Here is a 19,455-nt window from a genome sequence, read left to right on the forward strand (position 1 = left end):
GTTGTTTTGACGTGCTCTCAAGCCGAGCCGGCAGCCGCTTCGGCTTGAGAGCGCTCCCGATCCGGAGACCCGCGCCCGCATGACCGCCTTCCGCACCCTCGACGACGCCGGCTCGCTGAAGGGCAAGCGCGTCCTCCTGCGCGTCGACCTCAACGTGCCGATGGAGGGCAGCCGCGTCACCGACGCGACCCGCATCGAGCGCGTGGTGCCGACCATCCGCGAGATCGCCGACCAGGGCGGCAAGGTGGTGCTGCTCGCCCATTTCGGGCGCCCGAAGGGCAAGCGCGAGCCCAAGGACTCCCTCGCCCCCGTCGTTCCGGCCCTGTCCGAGGCGCTCGGCCGCCCGGTGGCCTTCGCCGAGGATTGCGTCGGGGAAGCGGCCAAGGCGGCGGTCGCCGCGCTGAAGGACGGCGAGGTCCTGCTCCTCGAGAACACCCGCTACCACGCGGGCGAGGAGAAGAACGACCCGGCCTTCACCGACGCGCTGGCCGAGAACGGCGACATCTACGTCAACGAGGCCTTCTCGGCGGCGCACCGCGCGCATGCCTCGACGGAAGGCCTCGCCCATCGCCTCCCGGCCTATGCCGGCCGCCTGATGCAGGCCGAGCTCGACGCCCTCACCAAGGGCCTGGAGGCGCCGGCCCGGCCGGTGATCGCCATCGTCGGCGGCGCCAAGGTCTCCTCGAAGATCGACCTGCTGCAGAACCTCGTCGCCAAGGTCGACATGCTGGTGATCGGCGGCGGCATGGCCAACACCTTCCTGCACGCGCAGGGCAAGGCGGTGGGCAAGTCGCTCTGCGAGAAGGACCTCGCCGAGACCGCGACCCGCATCCTCAAGGCGGCGGACGAGGCCCGCTGCCGGGTGATCCTGCCGGACGACGCGGTGGTGGCCTCCGAGTTCAAGGCGAATGCGGCGCACGAGACGGTCCCGGTCGATGCCGTGCCGGAGAGCGGCATGATCCTCGATGCCGGCCCGTCCTCGGTGAAGACCATCGAGGCGGCGATCGACGAGGCCGCGACGCTCGTCTGGAACGGCCCCCTCGGCGCCTTCGAGCTGACCCCCTTCGACGCGGCGACCGTCGCCGCCGCCCGGCACGCGGCGGAGCGCACGAAGGCCGGCAAGCTCGTCTCGGTGGCCGGCGGCGGCGACACGGTCGCGGCCCTCAACCATGCGGGGGCGGGCGAGTCCTTCTCCTATGTCTCGACCGCGGGCGGCGCTTTCCTCGAATGGCTGGAGGGCAAGGAGCTGCCGGGCGTCGAGGCCCTGCGCGCCAAGGGCTGAGCCCGCCGGGATCCGCTCCGCGGACGCCCGCGATTTTCGCGCGGCGGCGCCGGCTCACGCCGCCGCCGCGCCTATATAGTGCTCTCACGAAACGCCCGCTGTGCCGTCGCGGCCAGCGGATGAACTCCGGATGGCCGGGCGTTTCGTGAGGTGCACGTCGACGTCAGCACAGGGACAGGCCCCGCCGGGCCGCATCGGACGAGGATCGAACCATGGCCCGCATCACCCTTCGGCAGCTTCTCGACCATGCCGCCGAGCATGAGTATGGCGTGCCCGCGTTCAACCTGAACAACATGGAGCAGGGGCTGGCCATCATGGCCGCCGCCGATGCCACCGATTCCCCGGTCATCCTGCAGGCGAGCCGCGGCGCGCGCGCCTACGCCAACGACGTGGTGCTGGCCAAGCTCATCGACGGCCTCGTCGAGATCTACCCCCACATCCCCGTCTGCATGCATCTCGACCACGGCAACAACGAAGCCACCTGCGCCACCGCGATCCAGTACGGCTTCACCTCGGTGATGATGGACGGATCGCTCAAAAGCGACGGCAAGACCCCGGCCGACTACGCCTACAACGTCGAGATCACGGGCAACGTCACCCGGATGGCCCACTGGGCCGGCGTCTCCGTGGAGGGCGAGCTCGGCGTGCTCGGCTCCCTGGAGAGCGGCCAGGGCGAGGCCGAGGACGGCCACGGCGCCGAGGGCACCCTCTCCCACGACCAGCTCCTGACCGACCCGGACGAGGCGGTGAAGTTCGTGGCCGCCACCAAGGTCGACGCGCTCGCCGTCGCCATGGGCACCAGCCACGGCGCCTACAAGTTCACCCGCAAGCCCGACGGCGCCGTGCTCGCGATGAACGTGATCGAGGAGATCCACCGCCGCCTGCCGACGACCCACCTCGTCATGCACGGCTCCTCCTCGGTGCCGCAGGACCTCCAGGACATCATCAACAGCTACGGCGGCCAGATGAAGCCGACCTGGGGCGTGCCGGTGGAGGAGATCCAGCGCGGCATCAAGCACGGCGTGCGCAAGATCAACATCGACACCGACAACCGCATGGCGATGACCGGCCAGATCCGGAAGGTGCTCACCGAGAACCCGTCCGAGTTCGACCCGCGCAAGTACCTGAAGCCGGCGATGGAGGCGATGACGAAGCTCTGCAAGCAGCGCTTCGAGGAGTTCAACACCGCGGGCCAGGGCTCGAAGATCCGCCCGATCTCGGTGGCCGAGATGGCCAAGCGCTACGCCAGCGGCTCGCTCGATCCGAAGATCGAGGCCGCCGCCTGACGCGCATGACCGAGTCCGCTCCCCGTCTCGCCCTCCTCACCCCGCACGGGGTCGGCGCGGGCGATCTCGACAGCCTGATCCCGGCGCTCGCCACGGCCTGCGCCGCGGGCGACGTCGCCGCCGTGATCCTGCGCCTGGCGCCCGCCGACGAGCGGGCGCTGACGGCGCTCGTGAAGCGCGTGGCGCCCGTGGTGCAGGAGCGGGAGGCGGCCCTCGTCGTCGCGGCCCGCGACTTCGTGGGCGACCTCGTCAGCGTCGCCATGCGCGGCGGCGCGGACGGCGTCCATGTCGACCGGCCGGGCGACCTCGCGGATCTGCGCGGGCGCCTGCGCGACGGCCGCATCCTCGGCACCGGCGGGTTCGAGACGCGCCACGCCGCCATGGATGCGGGCGAGGGGGGCGCCGACTACCTGATGTTCGGCGGCCTCTACCCGGATGGCGAGGCGCCCGATCCGGAGAGCGTGCGGGCACGCGCCGCGTGGTGGGCCGAGATCTTCGAGACGCCCTGCATCGCGGTCGCCTGCACCTTCGACGAGGTCGCGGGCCACGCCGCCACGGGCGCCGAGTTCGTGGGGCTCGAAAGCGCGCTCTGGCTCGCCGATCCGGCGGGCGTCGCCCGCGCGCAGGAGGCGCTGGGAGGCGCCGCATGAGGATGCGGATCGTGGCGGGGCTCGTCCTCGCAGGATTGATCGTGCCGGGGCCGGCCCGCGCGGCGCAGAGCGCGGCCGACCCGACCAAGGCGGCCCCTGCCGACCCGGCCAAGAAGCCGGCGATGCGGGAGCTGCCGAGCCCCTACACGCCGAACTATGTCGGCGGCGCCCGGCCGCCCGCCGGCAACCGGCCGCCCGACTTCGCCTACGGCGCCTACCAGCGCGGCCAGTACGTCACCGCCTTCCGCGAGGCGACCAAGCGCATCGAGACCGATCGCAAGGATGCGGCGGCGATGACGCTGCTCGGCGAGCTCTACAACCAGGGCCTCGGCATCCGGCAGGATCCGGTCAAGGCCGCCGAATGGTACCGGCTTGCCGCTGCCCAGAGCGACCCCGCAGCCATGTCCTCCCTCGGCCTGATGACCCTCGACGGCCGCGGCGTGGCCAAGGACGCGAAGGAGGGCCGGCGCTGGCTGGAGCGGGCGTCGGAGGCCGGATCCCCCACCGCCGCCTACAACCTCGCCCTGCTCCTGCTCGGCACCGGCTCGCCCCAGGACGAGGCCCGCGCCGCCACCCTGTTCCAGAAGGCGGCGGAGGGCGAGATCGGACCGGCCCAGCACGCGCTCGGCGTGCTCTACCTCCAGGGCCGCGGCCTGCCGAAGGATCCGGCCAAGGCTGCCGAATGGTTCCGCCGCGCTGCCGACAACGGCGACCTCGCCGGCGAGGTCGAGTTCGCGATCCTGCTGTTCAACGGCACCGGCCTGCCGAAGGACGAGGTCCGGGCCGCCCGCTACTTCCTGCACGCGGCCCAGCGCGGCAACGCCATCGCCCAGAACCGTGTCGCCAAGATCTACGCCACCGGCCGCGGCCTGCAGAAGAACCCGCTGGAGGCCGCGATCTGGAACCTGATGGCGGCGCAGCAGGGCCTCTCGGATGCCTGGCTCGACCAGACCCTGTCGGGCCTGTCGAGCGACGAGAAGGCGCGGGCCGAGCGGATCGCCGCCGAGCGGACGGAGACGCGGTAGAAGTCCGTGTTTCCAAAGGCCTCAGGCCTTTGGCGGGTCCAGGGCAGAGCCGTGGGATGGCTCATCGGGGCTTTGCCCCGATACCCCACCGAAGGGACATTGTCCCTTCGGGATCCCCTGGTCTCAGAGCTTGCAGGCGCCGGCGAGCGCGGCGTTCTCGGCCTCGGTGAACAGGCGAGAGCGGATGTGGAAGCGCTTCTCGCGGCCGTTCTCCAGGGAGAACATGCCGCCGCGGCCCGGCACCACGTCGAGGATGATATGGGTATGCTGCCAGACGCCGAACTGTGAGCGCGAGATGTAGAAATCCGCGCCTCCGACCTGGCCGAGATGCACGTCGCCGTCGCTGACGAGGAAGTCGCCGACGGGGTAGCACATCGGCGATGAGCCGTCGCAGCAGCCGCCGGACTGGTGGAACATCACCGGCCCGTACTCGGCCTTCAGCTCCTCGATCAGCGCAAGCGCCGCGGGCGTCGCGGTGACGCGCAGCGGCGTGCCGGCGGCGTCCGCCTGCTCGGCGGTGACGGGGTCGACGGTCTCGGCGGCTTGAGCCTGCTCGGTCATGGGGCGTCTCCCTGATGGTCCCGGCCTTATCTCGCGTCCCGGGCCCCGGACTTCCACGCTGTCGGTCGATGCCCGAGACGAAAAAGCCCCGGCGGGGGCGCCGGGGCAAGGTTCCTCTCGGGAGGATCGGGTTCTCAGAAGAAGCCGAGCTTCTTCGCCGAGTAGCTGACCAGCATGTTCTTGGTCTGCTGGTAGTGGTCGAGCATCATCTTGTGCGTCTCACGGCCGATGCCGGACTGCTTGTAGCCGCCGAAGGCCGCGTGGGCCGGATAGGCGTGGTAGCAGTTCGTCCAGACGCGGCCGGCCTGGATCGACCGGCCGAAGCGGTAGGCGCGGGTCCCGTCGCGGGTCCAGACGCCGGCGCCGAGGCCGTAGAGGGTGTCGTTGGCGATGGAGAGCGCCTCGGCGTCGTCCTTGAAGGTGGTGACCGACAGGACCGGGCCGAAGATCTCCTCCTGGAAGATGCGCATCTTGTTGTGGCCGCGGAACACGGTCGGCTTCATGTAGTAGCCGCCCGCGAGGTCGCCGTCCTTCACGTTGCGCTCGCCGCCCGTGAGGCACTCGGCGCCTTCCTGCTTGCCGATGTCGACGTAGCTGAGGATCTTCTCGAGCTGCTCGGACGAGGCCTGGGCGCCGATCATGGTCGCCGGGTCCAGCGGCGAGCCCTGCGTGATCGCCTCGACGCGCTTCACCGCCCGCTCGATGAAGCGGTCGTAGATCGACTCGTGCACCAGCGCGCGGCTGGGGCAGGTGCAGACCTCGCCCTGGTTGAGGGCGAACATGGTGAAGCCTTCGAGCGCCTTGTCGAAGAAGTCGTCGTCCTCGTTCGCCACGTCGGCGAAGAAGATGTTCGGCGACTTGCCGCCGAGCTCCAGCGTCACCGGGATCAGATTCTGCGAGGCGTACTGCATGATGAGACGGCCCGTGGTCGTCTCACCGGTGAAGGCGATCTTGGCGATGCGGGGGTTCGAGGCGAGCGGCTTGCCGGCCTCCAGGCCGAAGCCGTTGACCACGTTCACGACGCCCGGCGGCAGCAGGTCGCCGATGATCTCCATCAGCACCAGCACCGAGGCCGGGGTCTGCTCGGCGGGCTTCAGCACCACGCAGTTGCCGGCGGCGATGGCCGGGGCGAGCTTCCACACCGCCATCAGGATCGGGAAGTTCCACGGGATGATCTGGCCGACGACGCCGAGCGGCTCGTGGAAGTGATAGGCCACGGTGTCGTGGTCGATCTCGGAGATCGAGCCTTCCTGCGCCCGCACGCAGCTCGCGAAGTAGCGGAAATGGTCGATGGCGAGCGGGATGTCGGCGGCCATGGTCTCGCGGATCGGCTTGCCGTTGTCCCAGGTCTCGGCCAGCGCGATCAGGTCGAGGTTCTCCTCCATCCGGTCGGCCATCTTGAGGAGGACGCGGGCGCGCTCGGCCGGCGCGGTGCGGCCCCAGGCGTCCTTGGCGGCGTGCGCGGCGTCGAGCGCCTTCTCGACGTCCTGCGCATCGGAGCGGGCGACCTCGCAGACGACCTTGCCGGTGATCGGCGAGGTGTTCTCGAAGTAACGGCCGGCCACCGGGGCGACCCACTGGCCGCCGATGAAGTTGTCGTAGCGCGCCGAGAAAGGCGACTTCGTCTTGGCGTCGGCCAGGAATTCCGGCTTGTTCATCTCAGGCTTCCTCCGTGCGGCGCACTCGCCTTCGTGGGCGTTTTCGCCGGCGCTTGTTCGGCTCGCGCTGCAGCCAACGGCAGCCGGGCTGCCAAATCAAGTTGGACTTTAGGGGCAGGGGCATCGGCGACGCCCCGCCGGCGGCCTCCGCTGCGGCGTGCGACGATGCTAGCGCGGATCCCGGCCCCTGGCGAGGCAGGGCTCCGCGGGTCGCCATGACCAGCCCCCATGGCCAGCGGGCAAGCGCCCGCGAAGCGCCGCGCGGGCTCGGCCGGTCTCATACGACATCCGGGTGATCCCTTCGGGATGGCGGATGTCGCCTTCGCCCAAGCGCCGCGCGGTCTCAGAGGCCCAGCGCGCCGCCGTCCGAGCGGGGATCATGGGTCGCCTCGATGCGGCCGTCGCGCGGGTGGCGCACCAGCATGCCGGCATGGCCGAGGGAATCCGTATAGGGGAAGCCCAGCTCCTCGATCTCGTGGCCGAGCCGGCGCAGGGCCGCGATACAGCCCGGATCGATGCGGTTCTCCACCTTCACGCTGAGCGAGGGGGCGCCCCAGGTGCGCCCGTAGAGGAGCCGCGGCGCGTCGACGGCGTCGGCCGGGCTCATGCCGTAATCGGCGTATCGGGAGAAGATCTGGGCCTGGAACTGCGGCTGCCCGTCGCCGCCCATGCTGCCGTAGCTCATCACCCGCCCATCGTCGAAGGCGGCGAGCGCCGGGATCAGGGTGTGGAACGGGCGCCGTCCCGGCTCCAGCGGGTTCACCGCCTCCGGGTCGAGGGAGAAGGACATGCCCCGGTTCTGCCAGCAGATGCCGGTGGCCGGCAGCACCGTGCCCGAGCCGTATTCCCAGTAGACCGACTGGATGTAGGACACGGCGAGGCCGTCATTGTCGATCGCGCCCATCCACACCGTGTCGCCATGGCCGGGCTCGGGCAGCGGAACCCGCGCCGCGCGGGCCATGTCGACCTGCGCCGCCTCGCGGGCCAGGCGCTCTGGGGTGAGGAAGGCGGCCGGGTCGTGCCGCAGGCGGCCGAAATCGGTCACCACCCGGTCGCGGATCGCGAAGGCCCGCTTCGTGGCCTCGATCAGGCCGTGATAATGCGCCGGCGTCTCGGGTGCCGTCACGTTCAGCCGGTCGAAGATCCCGAGGATCAGGAGCGCGGCGAGCCCCTGGGTCGGGGGCGGGAAGTTGTAGAGCGTGGCGTCCCGCCGCCGGATCGAGAGCGGCACCCGCTCGGCCGCGGCATAGGCTTCGAGGTCGGCCCGCGTCACCGGCGCGCCAAGGCGCTCGAGGTCGGCGGCGATCTCGCGGCCGACGTCGCCGCGGTAGAAATCGGCGAGCCCGGCATGGGCGAGCTGCTCCAGCGTCGCGGCGAGCTTCGGCAGCGCGCGGATCTCGCCGGCCGGCCAGGGCTTGCCGTCCTTGAGGAAGGTCGCGGCGAAGTTCGGGGCGTCGTGGAGCGTGTCGAGCTCCTGCGGCACGTAGCGTGCCTCGGAGGGCGAGACCGGCACGCCGCCGCGCGCCTGGGCGATCGCGTCGGCGAGCAGCGTGGCGAGCGGCAGGCGCCCGCCGAGGGCGCGGGACAGCTCCAGGGCGAGCTGCCAGCCGCCGACCGCGCCCGCCACCGTCACCATGGCGTCGGGGCCGCGCGAGGGGATCGCGTCGAGCTCCTTCTCGCGGTAGCGCGCCATGGTGGCGAGCCGGCCCGCCGGCCCGCAGGCCTCGATCCCGCGGACCCGGCCGCCACGCTCGCGCACCAGCCAGAAGCCGTCGCCGCCGATCCCGTTCATGTGCGGGTAGACCACGGCGATCGAGGCCGCCATCGCCACCATGGCCTCGATCGCGTTGCCCCCCTGCGCGAGCACGCTCTGCCCGGCCTGGGCGGCGAGGCTGTGGGGGGCGGCGACGGCGCCGTGGCCGAAGACGGGGGTGTCGGGCATCGCGGATCCTGGAATCTTCCTGGCGCAGCGTTAGGGGAGCCCGCTCCGCCTGCAAAGCCCGGGCCCGAGGCGATGCGTCCGGGAACGCTCGCGGGCCCTTGCCTCTTTTCGCGGCATGTTGATCTTCGAATGGGTCGTCGGCGTTCTGCTCGGCGCGGTGGTGCTGGCGGCGCTCGCCCGGCGGGTGGGCGCGCACTATCCGGCCTTCCTGGCTCTCGGCGGCTGCGCCCTGGCCTTCGTGCCCGGCGTGCCGAACCTCGCCCTCGATCCGGAACTGGCGCTCGCCCTGTTCCTCGCCCCGGTGCTGCTCGATGCCGGCTACGACATCTCGCTGCGCGATCTGAAGGCAGATTGGCGCTCGGTCGGCGGCCTCGCCCTCGGTGCCGTGGCGGCGACCACCGCCGCCGTCGCCCTCGTCGCGCATCTCGTCGTGCCGGAGATGCCGCTCGCGGCCTGCGTGGTGCTCGGCGCCGTGGTGGCGCCGCCGGACGCGGTCGCGGCCCTCTCTGTACTCCGCCATGTCGAGCTGCCGCACCGGGTCGCGGTGATCCTGCGCGGCGAGAGCCTGCTGAACGATGCCGGCTCGCTGCTGATCTACCGCCTCGCCGTGGCGGCAGCGGTGACGGGCAGCTTCCACATCTCCGAGGTGGCACCGACCTTCCTCCTCGGCATCGTCGGCAGCCTCGTCGCGGGGCCCTGCCTCGCGCGGCTCTACCTGCCCCTCGCGCACCGCTTCTCCGACGCGCCGAGCACCATCGTGCTGCAATTCGTGGCCGCCTTCGGGATCTGGCTGGTCGCGGAGCGGCTGCACCTGTCGGGCGTGCTGACCGTCGTGAGCTTCGCGATCACCGTGGCGCGCTACAGCCCCGGCCTCACCGCGCCGCGCACCCGCATCCTCTCCTACGCGGTGTGGGACACGGCGGTCTTCGTCCTCAACGTGCTCGCCTTCGTGCTGATCGGCATCCAGATCGGCCCGATCCTCGACCGCCTGACCGGAAGCGACCGCAGCGACGCGCTGCTCCTCGCCGCGGCGGTGTTCGCCACGGTGGTGGTGGTGCGCATCGGCTGGGTGCTCGCGGCCAACGGGCTGCGCGGCCTCGGGCGGAAGCTGCGGCGCGGCGCCAAGCCGAGCCTCGCCCCGGCGCTCGCCATCTCCTGGTCCGGGATGCGGGGCATCGTCACCATCGCCACCGCCCTGGCGCTGCCCACCGAGGGCTTCCCGCAGCGCGACCTCATCGTGTTCGGCGCCTTCTGCACGGTGATCGGAACCCTCGTCGTGCAGGGCCTGACCCTCGCGCCCCTCCTGCGCCTGCTGCGGCTGGAGGACGACGACCCGGTCGGCCGCGAGACGGGCCGCGCCCGCGCCGAGGCCTATGCCGCCGCCCTGGAGAGCCTGCGCTCGGCCGGGGAGGATTCCTCGGTCGCGGCCCTCAGGGCCGAGTTCGAGGCGGCGCTTGCGGAGGCCGAGCGCCACGACGAGGGCCGCGCCCCGGAATCCTTGCCCTCCGACGCGGCGCGCCGGCAGGCCATCGGCGCCGCCCGCGACACGGTCCTGCGCCTACGCCGCGAGGGCCGCATCGGCGACGACGCCTACTACCTCCTGGAGGAGGAGTTCGACTGGGCCGAGCTCAACGTCACGCCGCGGGCGGAGGCCTGAACCCTTCCGCCGCCGCGCCCTTCCGGCCGCCCTCGATGAGCCGGGCATAGGCGGCCTCGGGGACGCCGTAGCTGCCCTCGGTCAGTCCTTCCAGGCCGCCCCGGTCGAGGATCTCGATGCGCTTGCGGCGCCCCCGGATCATGCCGGCGCCCTCCAGCCCCTGCAGGGCGAGGGTCACGCCCGCCCGCTGCACGCCGAGCATGATCGAGAGGAACTCGTGCGTGAGGGCGATGGCGTCCCCGCTCACCCGGTCCTGGCACATCAGCAGCCAGCGGGCGAGCCGGGCCTCCAGGTTCAGCGCCGCCTGCGCGTAGATCGACTCGGCGAGCTGCAGGACCTGGGTCTGGATGTAGGCGAGCAGGGTGTGCTGCAGGCTCGCGCTGCGCGAGACCGCGGCGCGCAGGGCCTGGCTCGGGATGGCGAGCCCGTGCCCCGGCACCTGAACGATATGCGCGTAGGGCGCACGGGCGTCCCCGAGCAGGACGGGCATCGCGCCGACCAGACCCTCGCTGCCCACCAGGCCAAGCTCGATGCGCGTCGGCCGCTCCACGGTCGCCACGGAGACGACGCCCTCCTCGACGAAGCAGCAGCTGGTCGTCGGCTCGTCCGGCGCGATGACCACGCTGCCCAGTTGCAGGTCCACCGGCCGCAGATGGGGTGCGACGAGCGCGAAATCGTCCGGTGCCAGGACCCTGAGCAGCCTGTTCCGCAGCATCGGCTGCGACCACCGGACGCCGCCCTCTCCCTGAAAGCCGGACAGGTGCTCCGACATCATCTCCCCAACCGATTCAACATTGCAACGCATCCGTTCGGCGCCAAGGATATCCGGATCGGGCCGATGAAGAACTATCAGAGTATAAGCTCAAAGATTGATCCATGTTAAGCATCTCAGATTTGCACAATAAGGTTTGTTCGATACCGCACCGAGGGCCAAGAGTCTCTGGCGCCACGTTTTTCGCCTGACTACAAGCCGAGGGATGAAGCTGGGCAGGTGTGAGTCCGACGATATTGTTCCGGTGGGCCGAAGGCTGCCGCGGATCGTCGTCGCTTCCCGTGCGGCCGCACTCTTTAGTCAGAAACACGCTGCACCCCGCCACCGATCCGAACGCAGATCCATGAGCGCCGGGCGTTCCATGCCGTTCCCGGCTGCCGCGACGCGGCTCGAAGGTGCGAGAGCCTGATGGACCTGTCCGTCGAGCCGTTTCCGGCACAGGAGGCGCGGGCCCCCGGCGACGCGGCCGAGGCTGTGTTCGTCCGGAAGCTCGCGTGGATGGGCCCGCTCACGGCCGCCGACCGAGCCGCCCTGGAGCAGGTCTGCGCCCGGTCCCGGCGCTACGGACCCCATGCCGAGCTGCTGCGGCAGGGCGAGGTGCCCGATTCCGCGATCGTCGTCCTCCAGGGCTTCGCGGGCCGCTACCGCCACCGCTCGAGCGGCGCCTGCCAGATCCTGGCCCATCTCCTGCCGGGCGACCTCTGCGACCCGAACCTCGCCTATCCCCGCGCGATGGACCACACGGTCGGCACGCTCTCGTCCTGCACGGTGGCGCGGATCCCGCGCGAGAGCTACCTCACCCTGGTGGAGCAGCACCCGGCCGTGGCCCGCGCCCTCGACCTCGCCCGGCTCGTGGACGAGGCGGTCGCCCGCGAATGGCTGGTGAGCATCGGGCGCCGCTCGGCGCGCGAGCGCCTGGCGCACCTGTTCTGCGAGCTGCACGCGCGCCTCGCCCGGGTCGGCCTGACGAGCGGCTACGCCTTCGACCTGCACCTCACCCAGGTCGGCCTCTCGGACACCACCGCCCTGACCAGCGTGCACGTCAACCGCACCCTGCGGGACATGCGGCGCGAGGATCTGATCGAGCTGAAGGGGCGCCGCTTCGTGATCCGCGATCCCGAGCGCCTGCGCGCGATCGCCGAGTTCGACGGCGCCTATCTCAGGCCGGCCGAGATCCCGCCATCGCGCCCGCCGGGGGACGGGGCGGCGAACGCGGGCGCCTGACGGGTGTAGCTCTAGTCTAGGCTCAGCCGGCGCGGCGCGCCTCGATCGCGTCCCAGACGGAGACCGCGAGGTCGGGGCCGCCGAGCCGCCGGATCGCGCGGATGCCGGTCGGCGAGGTCACGTTGATCTCTGTGAGGTGACCGTCGATCACGTCGATCCCGACGAGGATCAGGCCGCGCCGCCGCAGTTCCGGGCCGATCGTGGCGCAGATCTCGCGCTCGCGCTCCGTCAGATCGGAGGCCGCCGCCGCGCCGCCGCGCACCATGTTGGAGCGGATGTCGTTCAGGGCGGGCACCCGGTTGATCGCGCCCATCGGCTCGCCGTCCACGAGGATGATGCGCTTGTCGCCCTCGGTGATCCGCTCCAGGAAGCGCTGCACCACCCAGGGCTCGCGGAAGGTCGCCGCGAACAGGTCGAACATCGAGCCGAAATTCGGGTCCGTCTCCGAGACGCGGAACACCGCCGCGCCGCCATGGCCGTGCAGCGGCTTCATCGCCACCGTGCCGTGCTCGCGGCGGAAGGCCTCGATCTCCGCCTTGTCGCGGCTGATCAGGGTCGGCGGCATCAGCTGGGGGAAGTCGAGGACGAAGAGCTTCTCGGGGGCGTTGCGCACCTCGAAGGGGTTGTTCACCACGAGCGTCTTCGGGTGGATGCGCTCCAGCATGTGCGTGGCCGTGACGTAGGCCATGTCGAAGGGCGGATCCTGGCGCATCAGCACCACGTCCGTCTCCGCGAGGTCGACCCGCGCGATCGGGCCGAGCTCGAAATGCGCGCCCTCGACATCCTGCACCCGCAGCGGCTCGACCCGGGCGGTGACGCGCCCGTTCTGCAGGGAGAGCCGGTCCGGCGTGTAGTAGAGCAGGCGGTGGCCCCGCGCCTGCGCCTCCAGAAGGAGGGCGAAGGTGGTGTCCCCGGCGATCCGGATCGCCTGGATCGGGTCCATCTGGACCGCCACGGTCAGGGCCATGTCGCTTCCGCTCGTCGCGTGGGGCGCCCGCACGCGCCCCGTTTCCTCGGATGGGGCGGGCACCCCGGCGCGAGAGAGCGCGAAGAGCGGGGGACTTGCAACCCCCGCCGGACGCGGGCGCGCCCTGCGGGTGGAGGTTCTAGTCCTCGGGCATCGACCTGCCGCCGGTGCGGCGGTCGTAGTCGCCGATCGCGGCGCGGCACTCGGGCGAGAGGCGCTTGCGGTTGCGCGTCATGCAGCGCTCGGCCTCGGGGCTGTTCGGATCGACGCCGACGCAGAGGCGGAAATAATCGTTGGCGCAGCCGAGCTGCAGGCCCTGGTCCTCGCGCTGGGCGAGCGCCGGGACCGTGCCCAGCGCCGTGAGGGCGAGGGCCAGCGACAGGCTGGCGAGGATGGGCGTGTGGGCCGCCGGCCGGCCAGTCCGCTGGGTCGAGGCCGAGGGCTCGAATGGTGCCGTATCCAGTCGCATCCAGCCGTGTCCTTGCATGCCCACCCGCAGGTCTCGTGCGCGCGGCCCCGCCATATCGGTCCGCGGCGCCGGTAGGCAAGCGCCGGATCGCCCTTCGGGTTCCAGGGCGGGCGCCAGAGTGCGGGGCCGTCGTCCGGCCTCGTCCCGCGCGAGTTCCGGCAAGGAATCTGGCAAGAAAAAGGCCCTGCCCCGTTGGGGGCAGGGCCAAGTCTTAAGGGAGGAAACGCCCGCCATGGGCGGAATGTGCGATGCAAGCCACGCGCCATCCGCTTCGCGAGATCCGGGTCGAAGCCGTCAAGCTCTCGTTAACCACGTCGTGCTGATCTCCCGCCATTGCCCTTGCCGACGCCCTTCCCGGAGGGCCCGGGCCCCGCGTCCGGATCGCCGACAGGAGCCGAACCGTGCAGCTCTCGACCTATCTCTGCCCTCCCGCCCTGCCGGCGCGCGCCGCCAACGAGGGCGGCGTCGCCCGCGACCATGCCGCGTCCGGGCGCCGCCCGATCCCCTCCGCCGCCATCGTGCCGCTGCCGCAGGCGCGCCCCCGGCGCAGCACCGCGCCGGACGAGCGCCGCGGCGAGATCCTCCTGTTCCTCGGCGTGCGCTACGAGCGCCGCGCTTGCTGACGGGCCGCCTCACGGCCGCGGCGCTTCTCGCCCTCCTGCCCGGAGCCTGCGCGCAGCCGGGCGATTTCGGGCGCCCGGCGCCGAGCGCCTGGAATTCCCTCGTCGAGACCACGGGCACCCTCTCCGCCGCGGCCCGGGGCGAGGCCGCGCTGCTGCCGCTGACCGACGACGAGCAGGTCCTGCGCGACCGCGCCTGGCGCTTCCTGATGCCGGCGATCCCGGGCGACGCCTTCCGGGACGCGCTCGCCAATCTCGCACGCGCGCGCGTGCTGCCGCCGGGCTTCGCGCCGGAGCCGGTCCAGGCCTATTACGACGGGCTGATGGCGCCCCCGGCGCGCTCGCAGGTCCCGCTCTACCGCCGCCTGTCCGAGGATGCGGGCGCGGATGCCCGCCTGCTGCCGGTCTTCGCCGACGCCGCCGCGCGGGTGGTCGCCGCCGATGCGCGACGCCTGCGCAGCCTGCCCTTCGCGCGGAGCCTGGAGGATGGGGCGGTGCGCGAGGCGGCCCTGCGGGTGGCCGAGAACCGCTGCCTGATCGCCTGGGTGCGCCTGGAGGCGGGCGTGCGGGTGGAGCGCTACCGCTACGCCCTCGAGCACCTCTTCGCCGCGCTGCCGGGCTCGGGGGGCGTCGAGGCGGAGCGCGCCATCGCGGCCCTGACCGCGCGGCGCCCGCTGCTCGACCCGCTCGTGGCGCCGGACGCCGCCGCCCGCTGCGGCCTCGTCGCCGTTCCGGTCGCCGCGGCGCCCATCGAGGGGGCGCCGCTCAGCGTGCGCTATTGACGGGACGCGCTCCCCAATGCTGGGGAGCGGGCGCCTCGCGTCAGCCGCGCTTGTTGCCCTTCGCGCCCTGCTGGGCCTGGTAGGCGTCGATGGCGCGGCGGCAATTCTCCGAGAGCGAGTTCCAGTTCCGCTCGAAGCAGGCGTCCAGCGCCGGATCCTCGGGGGCGAGGTTGCCGCAATAGTTCAGATAGTCGCCGGTGCAGTACTTCTTCAGCGTCTCGTTGCCCCGCCTCGTCTGCTGCGCGGCGGCAGGCACGCTGAGGGCGGCGATGCCGAGCGCGAGGGCGAAGGTCGTGAGCTTGAGGGCCATGGTGCCTCGTTCCATCTGTCCGATTCTCGTCAAAGTGACGCTCCGATGATGCCTTTGCGTGGTCGAAACAAGGCACCCCCCACCGGATTGGCGGGGGTCCCGCGCGCGATGTGCGGGATCAGCCGCGCAATGTGGCCACGGAAGGGGTCGCCTGGGCCGGGAACGCGCCGGCCGCGGGCAGGCGCTCGCGCCGGGTGAGCGCGTCGGCGACCTCGCCGATCCGGGTGCGCAGGTCGGCATTCTCCTGCTCGACCGCGTCGCGGCGGGCCGACAGGGCCTGGGCGAGGGCGTCCTCCGCGGCCGAGAGCCGGGCGCGCAGGTCGGCCTGCTCGGAAGCGGCCCCGCTCTCGCCGGCCGCCGCCCGCTCCCGCCGCGCGGCGAGGAGCCCGTCGAGGAGATCGGCATGGGCCTCCTCCAGGGCGTGAAGCGTGGCGAGGCTCGCCTGCCCGTCGGCGCGGGCCGTGTCGAGCTCGTCCGAGAGGCGCGCGCGCAGGGCCTCGCCCTCCGCGATCTCGGCCTTGCGGCGGCCCAGCTCGTCCGAGAGGCGGGCCGCCTCCACGGTGCGCGCGCCGATCGCGGCCATGTCGGCCTGACGGCGCGCCGTCACCGCCTCCACCCTGCGCTCCATGCGGCGCTGCTCCACGGCGAAGCGCGCGCGCAGGAAGTCGCGCTCGGCGGCGATCTCCTCAGGGGCCAGCGGCACCAGCGCCTCCGCCCGGCGGCGGGCGAGGCGGGCGGCGCGCGTGTTCAGGGCCGGCAGCAGGAGGAGGCCGCACAGGCTCGCGGCGAGGAAGCCGAGAGCGAAGATCATCAGGGACTCGATCACGCGCGGGACAGCTCCCAACGGGCCGGGCGGGGCCTGCCCCGGCGACAGGGCACGATGCGGAAACGTCGAAGCCGGCTTTCCGAAACCATCGTGCGGTCGCCATGGATATAGAGCACGTCGCCGCCCCTGTGAGGCGGCGACGTGCTCCAATGTAGCCGAAGCGGGGCCGCCCGGGCCACCCCGCCACGCGAACGACGTCGCGGCAGGCGGGCGCGGCGGCCGGCTGCGGATCTCCTCAGAACGGGTTCCAGGTCGGCTGCGCGGTGAACTTCAGATAGCCGACATTGATGCCGAGCCGCGCGCCGACGCCGCTGCGGATGGGCACGACCACGACGCCGTCATTCGTCACCGCCGTCATGCCGAAGCCGCCGATGAAGTAGGCCGAGCCGTCGACGCCGCCGAAGCGGCGGTAGAGCCCGCGCACGGAGGGCAGGTTGTAGACGAGCATCATGGTGCGCGCCCCGTCCCCGCCCACGTCGAAGCCGAGCGAGGGGCCCTGCCAGTAGATCCGCCGGCTGCCGGCGTTGCGGGTGTAGAGCGTGCCCTCGCCGTAGCGCAGGCCGCCGACGATCGCGCCGCCCGCCTCCTGGCCGAGGATGTAGCCGTTCGGCTCGCCCCAGCGCCGGGTCGCCTCCTCCACGGTCAGGGCGAGACCGCGGGAGACCGAGCCGAAGAAGCGGTGGCCGTTGTCGACGATCTCGCCGGGGCGGAAATTGTCCGGCAGGGCGCCGTCGTCGCCGGGGCGGGCCTGGGCGGTGCCGCCGATGCAGAGGCCGGCCGCCAGCGCCGCGAGCCCGGCCAGGGCGTCGCGGCGGGATCCGCGCTGCGGCCCCTGCGGGGTCTTGCGCCGGGCGGCGTCGTGATGGTCTCGTGCCGTCATCTGTCTCCTCCGGCGCGGGGCCCGCGGTTCAGGTCGAGCGGGTGGCTGACTCTCGCTCCGAAATTGCGGCAAACCGGGGATGGCCTGTCGCGGCATCCCGCCCGGACGGCCGCGGCGTCCGGTCCGGCGGGACGGCGGAGTAGAGCGACGATGTGGTTAACGCGCCGTAACCTCCTCGCCATCGCGGGTGCCGCGCTCCCGGGGGCGGCCGCCGGCGCCCCCGGCGCGCCGGGCGGCCTGGCGCTGCGCGGCTTCGACGCGGTGAGCTACTTCCTGCCGTACGGGCCGCAGGCGGGCTCGCCCGCGCACGAGATCGCCTGGCGGGGCCGCGGCTGGCGCTTCGCCAGCGCCTCCAACCGCGCGGCCTTCGCCCGCGATCCGGAGGTCTACGCCCCGCGCCTCGGCGGTCACGATCCCGTGGGCGTGCTGGAGGGCCGCATCGTGGATGCCGACCCCCTGGTCTTCGCGCTGTTCGAAGGCCGGCTCTACCTGTTCCGCGATTCGGCCCGGCGCGACCGGATGATCGCCGGCCTCGCCGAGGAGCCGGGCCTGATCGTCCGGGCGGAGAGCCTGTGGCCGAAGCTCGACCGGTTGCAGGATGGCGAGCCGGGCTGAGCGGGGGTTGGCTGGCCGGTGTCTGGCCTCAGCGCCGCGCCGGCAGGGCGACGCGGGCGGAGAGGGCCGGATCGCCGAGGGCGGCGAAGGCGCCGTTGCGGTAGCCCTTGGCCAGGCGCCCGTAGGCCATGGGCTCGCCCGAGGGCGTCACCACGCGGCCGCCGGCCGCCGCGACGATGTGGTCCCCGGCGGCGGTGTCCCATTCCATGGTCGGGCCGCAGCGCACGTAGACGTCCGCCTCGCCCGCCGCCACGAGGCCGAATTTCAGGGCCGAGCCGATGCTGCGCTGCTCGGCGAGGGGCAGGCGCGCGAGGCAGGCATCGGTCTCCGGGTCGCCGTGGCGCCGGCTGCCGAGCGCGATCAGCCCGTCCGCCGGGGCGGTCCGCACCCGGATCGGATGCCCGGGGCCGGGCCGCCCGTCGGAGATCGCCGCCTCCTCGGCGCTCTCGCCCGCATACCAGACGCGGCCGTGGCCGGGCGCCGCGAGCGCCGCCGCGATCGGGCGCGCGCCCTCGATCAGCGCGATGTTCACGGCGTAGTCCGGCGTGCCGGCCAGGAACTCGCGGGTCCCGTCGAGGGGGTCGACCAGGAAGAAGCGCGGCGCCGGGGGCACGTCGCGGCAGGTCTCCTCGGCCACGACCGGGATGCCGGGAAAGCTCTCGGCGAGTTGCGCGATGATCAGCGCCTCGGCCTCGAGATCCGCCACGCTCGCGGGCGAGCCGTCCTCCTTGAAGCTGTGCGGGCAATGGCCGCCATGGTGGCCGATCAGCACCGTGCCGGCCGCGCAGGCGATCTCGGCCAGCCGCCGGGCGATCCGCCCGCGCTCCGTGCCGGCCTCAATGCCGCGCTCCCCCTCCGCCGTCATCGTCACGCCCATGCTGCCGTCATCGTCCCGTCATGCCCGAGCATCGTCCCGCTGTCGACCGCGCGCCCCGGCCGCGGCGGCACCCTGCGGGCCCGTAACGCTTTCCAAAGCGGGCGATGGGATCTATCCCCTCTGGCCCGCGGCCCGCGAGCCGAAACCGGATCATCCGAAACCCCCGGAGCGTGCCATGCCCACCGTGAACCTCGAAGCGCTCGATCTCTCCGCGCTGCTCTGCTCCCGCGTCTGCCACGACGTGATCAGTCCGGTCGGCGCCATCGTGAACGGGCTGGAGGTTCTGGAGGACGACCAGGACGAGTCGATGCGCGACTTCGCCCTCGACCTGATCCGCAAGAGCGCGCGCCAGGCCTCGGCCCGGCTGCAATTCGTCCGCATCGCCTTCGGCGCGGCAGGCTCGGCCGGCGCCTCGATCGACCTCGCCGATGCCGAGAAGGTCTCGCGCGGGATGTTCGCCGACGACAAGACCCAGCTCGCCTGGAGCGCGCCGCAGGCCCTGTTCCCGAAGAACAAGGTCAAGCTGCTCCTGAACCTCGTGATGATCGCGACCCAGGCGATTCCGCGCGGCGGCCTGATCGACGTGACGGTGAGCGGCGACGGCGACGCGCCGACCCTGCTGCTGAAGGCCAAGGGCTCGCATGCCCGCATCCCGCCCCATGTCGAGGCGCTGATGGCCGGAACCTCGGAGACCGGCACGGTCGACGCGCACGGTATCCTCGCCTTCTATGCCGGCCTCGTGGCGCGCGCTGCCGGCATGGGCGTCTCCTTCACGATCGAGGGCGACACGGTCACGATCCGCGCCGAGCCGGCCGCGGCCGAGCCCGCCGCCGAGCCGGCCCAGCCCTCGGACGGCGAATCCCCGGACACGGCGCTGGCCTGATCCCGGCCCGACCCGTGACGGCTTTCCGCGCAGCCCGCCGGGCAGGGCGCGGCCCGCGCTAAGGGTTCGGCAACCCTGACGGGCGCCGCGGGGATCCGCGGCTCCCGGCCGATGCGGTGCCGATGCCCGCAAGGTGCTGCGCCGGCTCGCATTCCGGCGGGCGGCAGGG

At 72.4% G+C, this 19,455-nt stretch carries 20 protein-coding genes; 10 read left to right on the forward strand and 10 right to left on the reverse strand.

Annotated elements, in window-relative coordinates:
• The first annotated feature begins 79 nt into the window (after positions 1-79).
• The 4 genes from MTDSW087_RS05280 to MTDSW087_RS05295 all read left to right on the forward strand — a co-directional run bounded on the left by MTDSW087_RS05280 (position 80) and on the right by MTDSW087_RS05295 (position 4,243).
• On the forward strand, positions 80-1,282 hold the full coding sequence (locus MTDSW087_RS05280; RefSeq protein WP_144761114.1) for a phosphoglycerate kinase: 1,203 nt from the start codon (positions 80-82) through the stop codon (positions 1,280-1,282).
• Between the two features lie 212 nt (positions 1,283-1,494).
• Complete coding sequence (fba, locus tag MTDSW087_RS05285; RefSeq protein WP_144761117.1) at positions 1,495-2,568, forward strand: class II fructose-bisphosphate aldolase; 1,074 nt, start codon at positions 1,495-1,497, stop codon at positions 2,566-2,568.
• 5 nt (positions 2,569-2,573) lie between these two features.
• Complete coding sequence (locus tag MTDSW087_RS05290) at positions 2,574-3,218, forward strand: thiamine phosphate synthase (RefSeq protein WP_144761120.1); 645 nt, start codon at positions 2,574-2,576, stop codon at positions 3,216-3,218.
• Between the two features lie 2 nt (positions 3,219-3,220).
• On the forward strand, positions 3,221-4,243 hold the full coding sequence (locus tag MTDSW087_RS05295) for a tetratricopeptide repeat protein (protein ID WP_373321943.1): 1,023 nt from the start codon (positions 3,221-3,223) through the stop codon (positions 4,241-4,243).
• A 123-nt stretch (positions 4,244-4,366) separates the two neighbouring features.
• Here the strand turns inward: MTDSW087_RS05295 and MTDSW087_RS05300 are convergent, their stop codons facing one another.
• The 3 genes from MTDSW087_RS05300 to MTDSW087_RS05310 all read right to left on the reverse strand — a co-directional run bounded on the left by MTDSW087_RS05300 (position 4,367) and on the right by MTDSW087_RS05310 (position 8,404).
• The gene (locus MTDSW087_RS05300; RefSeq protein WP_144761126.1) at positions 4,367-4,804 is read right to left on the reverse strand and encodes a DUF779 domain-containing protein; all 438 of its coding nucleotides are present in this window, start codon (positions 4,802-4,804) and stop codon (positions 4,367-4,369) included.
• 134 nt (positions 4,805-4,938) lie between these two features.
• Positions 4,939-6,462, reverse strand: a complete 1,524-nt coding sequence (gene adh / locus MTDSW087_RS05305; RefSeq protein ID WP_144761129.1) for an aldehyde dehydrogenase — start codon at positions 6,460-6,462, stop codon at positions 4,939-4,941.
• Between the two features lie 343 nt (positions 6,463-6,805).
• On the reverse strand, positions 6,806-8,404 hold the full coding sequence (locus tag MTDSW087_RS05310) for a gamma-glutamyltransferase family protein (RefSeq protein WP_144761132.1): 1,599 nt from the start codon (positions 8,402-8,404) through the stop codon (positions 6,806-6,808).
• A 115-nt stretch (positions 8,405-8,519) separates the two neighbouring features.
• Here MTDSW087_RS05310 and MTDSW087_RS05315 point away from each other — a divergent pair, with 115 nt between their 5' ends.
• Positions 8,520-10,061, forward strand: coding sequence for a cation:proton antiporter (locus tag MTDSW087_RS05315; protein ID WP_144761135.1), 1,542 nt, complete (start codon positions 8,520-8,522; stop codon positions 10,059-10,061).
• On the opposite strand, the gene MTDSW087_RS05320 is transcribed toward MTDSW087_RS05315, so the two are convergent.
• Positions 10,039-10,776, reverse strand: coding sequence for a Crp/Fnr family transcriptional regulator (locus tag MTDSW087_RS05320; protein ID WP_144761138.1), 738 nt, complete (start codon positions 10,774-10,776; stop codon positions 10,039-10,041). The genes MTDSW087_RS05315 and MTDSW087_RS05320 overlap by 23 nt on opposite strands.
• A 465-nt stretch (positions 10,777-11,241) precedes the next feature.
• Here MTDSW087_RS05320 and MTDSW087_RS05325 point away from each other — a divergent pair, with 465 nt between their 5' ends.
• Complete coding sequence (locus tag MTDSW087_RS05325; protein WP_144761141.1) at positions 11,242-12,057, forward strand: Crp/Fnr family transcriptional regulator; 816 nt, start codon at positions 11,242-11,244, stop codon at positions 12,055-12,057.
• 22 nt (positions 12,058-12,079) lie between these two features.
• Here MTDSW087_RS05325 and gshB read toward each other — a convergent pair whose 3' ends face one another.
• Positions 12,080-13,024 (reverse strand): glutathione synthase, encoded by a 945-nt coding sequence (gene gshB / locus MTDSW087_RS05330; protein WP_144761416.1) that lies wholly within the window; start codon positions 13,022-13,024, stop codon positions 12,080-12,082.
• A 139-nt stretch (positions 13,025-13,163) separates the two neighbouring features.
• Positions 13,164-13,493, reverse strand: a complete 330-nt coding sequence (locus tag MTDSW087_RS05335; protein WP_238178900.1) for a hypothetical protein — start codon at positions 13,491-13,493, stop codon at positions 13,164-13,166.
• 401 nt (positions 13,494-13,894) lie between these two features.
• On the opposite strand from MTDSW087_RS05335, the gene MTDSW087_RS05340 reads away from it, so the two are divergent.
• Together MTDSW087_RS05340 and MTDSW087_RS05345 are read left to right on the forward strand one after the other, a co-directional pair.
• A complete protein-coding gene (locus MTDSW087_RS05340) occupies positions 13,895-14,116 on the forward strand; it encodes a hypothetical protein (protein ID WP_144761144.1) in 222 nt (73 codons plus the stop codon).
• Positions 14,110-14,895 carry a hypothetical protein gene (locus MTDSW087_RS05345; protein WP_144761147.1) on the forward strand — a complete coding sequence of 262 codons (786 nt, stop codon included), beginning with the start codon at positions 14,110-14,112 and terminating at the stop codon, positions 14,893-14,895. The genes MTDSW087_RS05340 and MTDSW087_RS05345 overlap by 7 nt, the downstream gene beginning before the upstream one ends.
• 40 nt (positions 14,896-14,935) lie before the next feature.
• On the opposite strand, the gene MTDSW087_RS05350 is transcribed toward MTDSW087_RS05345, so the two are convergent.
• The 3 genes from MTDSW087_RS05350 to MTDSW087_RS05360 form a co-directional block, all read right to left on the reverse strand.
• On the reverse strand, positions 14,936-15,205 hold the full coding sequence (locus MTDSW087_RS05350; protein WP_144761421.1) for a 3',5'-cyclic-nucleotide phosphodiesterase: 270 nt from the start codon (positions 15,203-15,205) through the stop codon (positions 14,936-14,938).
• 118 nt (positions 15,206-15,323) lie between these two features.
• Positions 15,324-16,031, reverse strand: a complete 708-nt coding sequence (locus MTDSW087_RS05355) for a hypothetical protein (protein WP_373321941.1) — start codon at positions 16,029-16,031, stop codon at positions 15,324-15,326.
• Positions 16,032-16,266: 235 nt separating this feature from the next.
• Positions 16,267-16,911, reverse strand: a complete 645-nt coding sequence (locus tag MTDSW087_RS05360; protein ID WP_144761150.1) for a DUF1134 domain-containing protein — start codon at positions 16,909-16,911, stop codon at positions 16,267-16,269.
• A gap of 150 nt (positions 16,912-17,061) precedes the next feature.
• Between MTDSW087_RS05360 and MTDSW087_RS05365 the strand changes: the two genes are divergently transcribed.
• The gene (locus MTDSW087_RS05365) at positions 17,062-17,526 is read left to right on the forward strand and encodes a YHS domain-containing (seleno)protein (RefSeq protein WP_144761153.1); all 465 of its coding nucleotides are present in this window, start codon (positions 17,062-17,064) and stop codon (positions 17,524-17,526) included.
• 28 nt (positions 17,527-17,554) lie between these two features.
• Here the strand turns inward: MTDSW087_RS05365 and MTDSW087_RS05370 are convergent, their stop codons facing one another.
• Complete coding sequence (locus tag MTDSW087_RS05370; RefSeq protein ID WP_144761156.1) at positions 17,555-18,403, reverse strand: 3'(2'),5'-bisphosphate nucleotidase CysQ family protein; 849 nt, start codon at positions 18,401-18,403, stop codon at positions 17,555-17,557.
• 175 nt (positions 18,404-18,578) lie between these two features.
• On the opposite strand from MTDSW087_RS05370, the gene chpT reads away from it, so the two are divergent.
• Positions 18,579-19,286, forward strand: coding sequence for a histidine phosphotransferase ChpT (chpT, locus tag MTDSW087_RS05375; RefSeq protein ID WP_144761158.1), 708 nt, complete (start codon positions 18,579-18,581; stop codon positions 19,284-19,286).
• The last annotated feature ends 169 nt before the right edge of the window (positions 19,287-19,455 follow it).

It is taken from the genome of Methylobacterium dankookense (assembly GCF_902141855.1).
Classification (GTDB): Bacteria; Pseudomonadota; Alphaproteobacteria; order Rhizobiales; family Beijerinckiaceae; genus Methylobacterium; species Methylobacterium dankookense.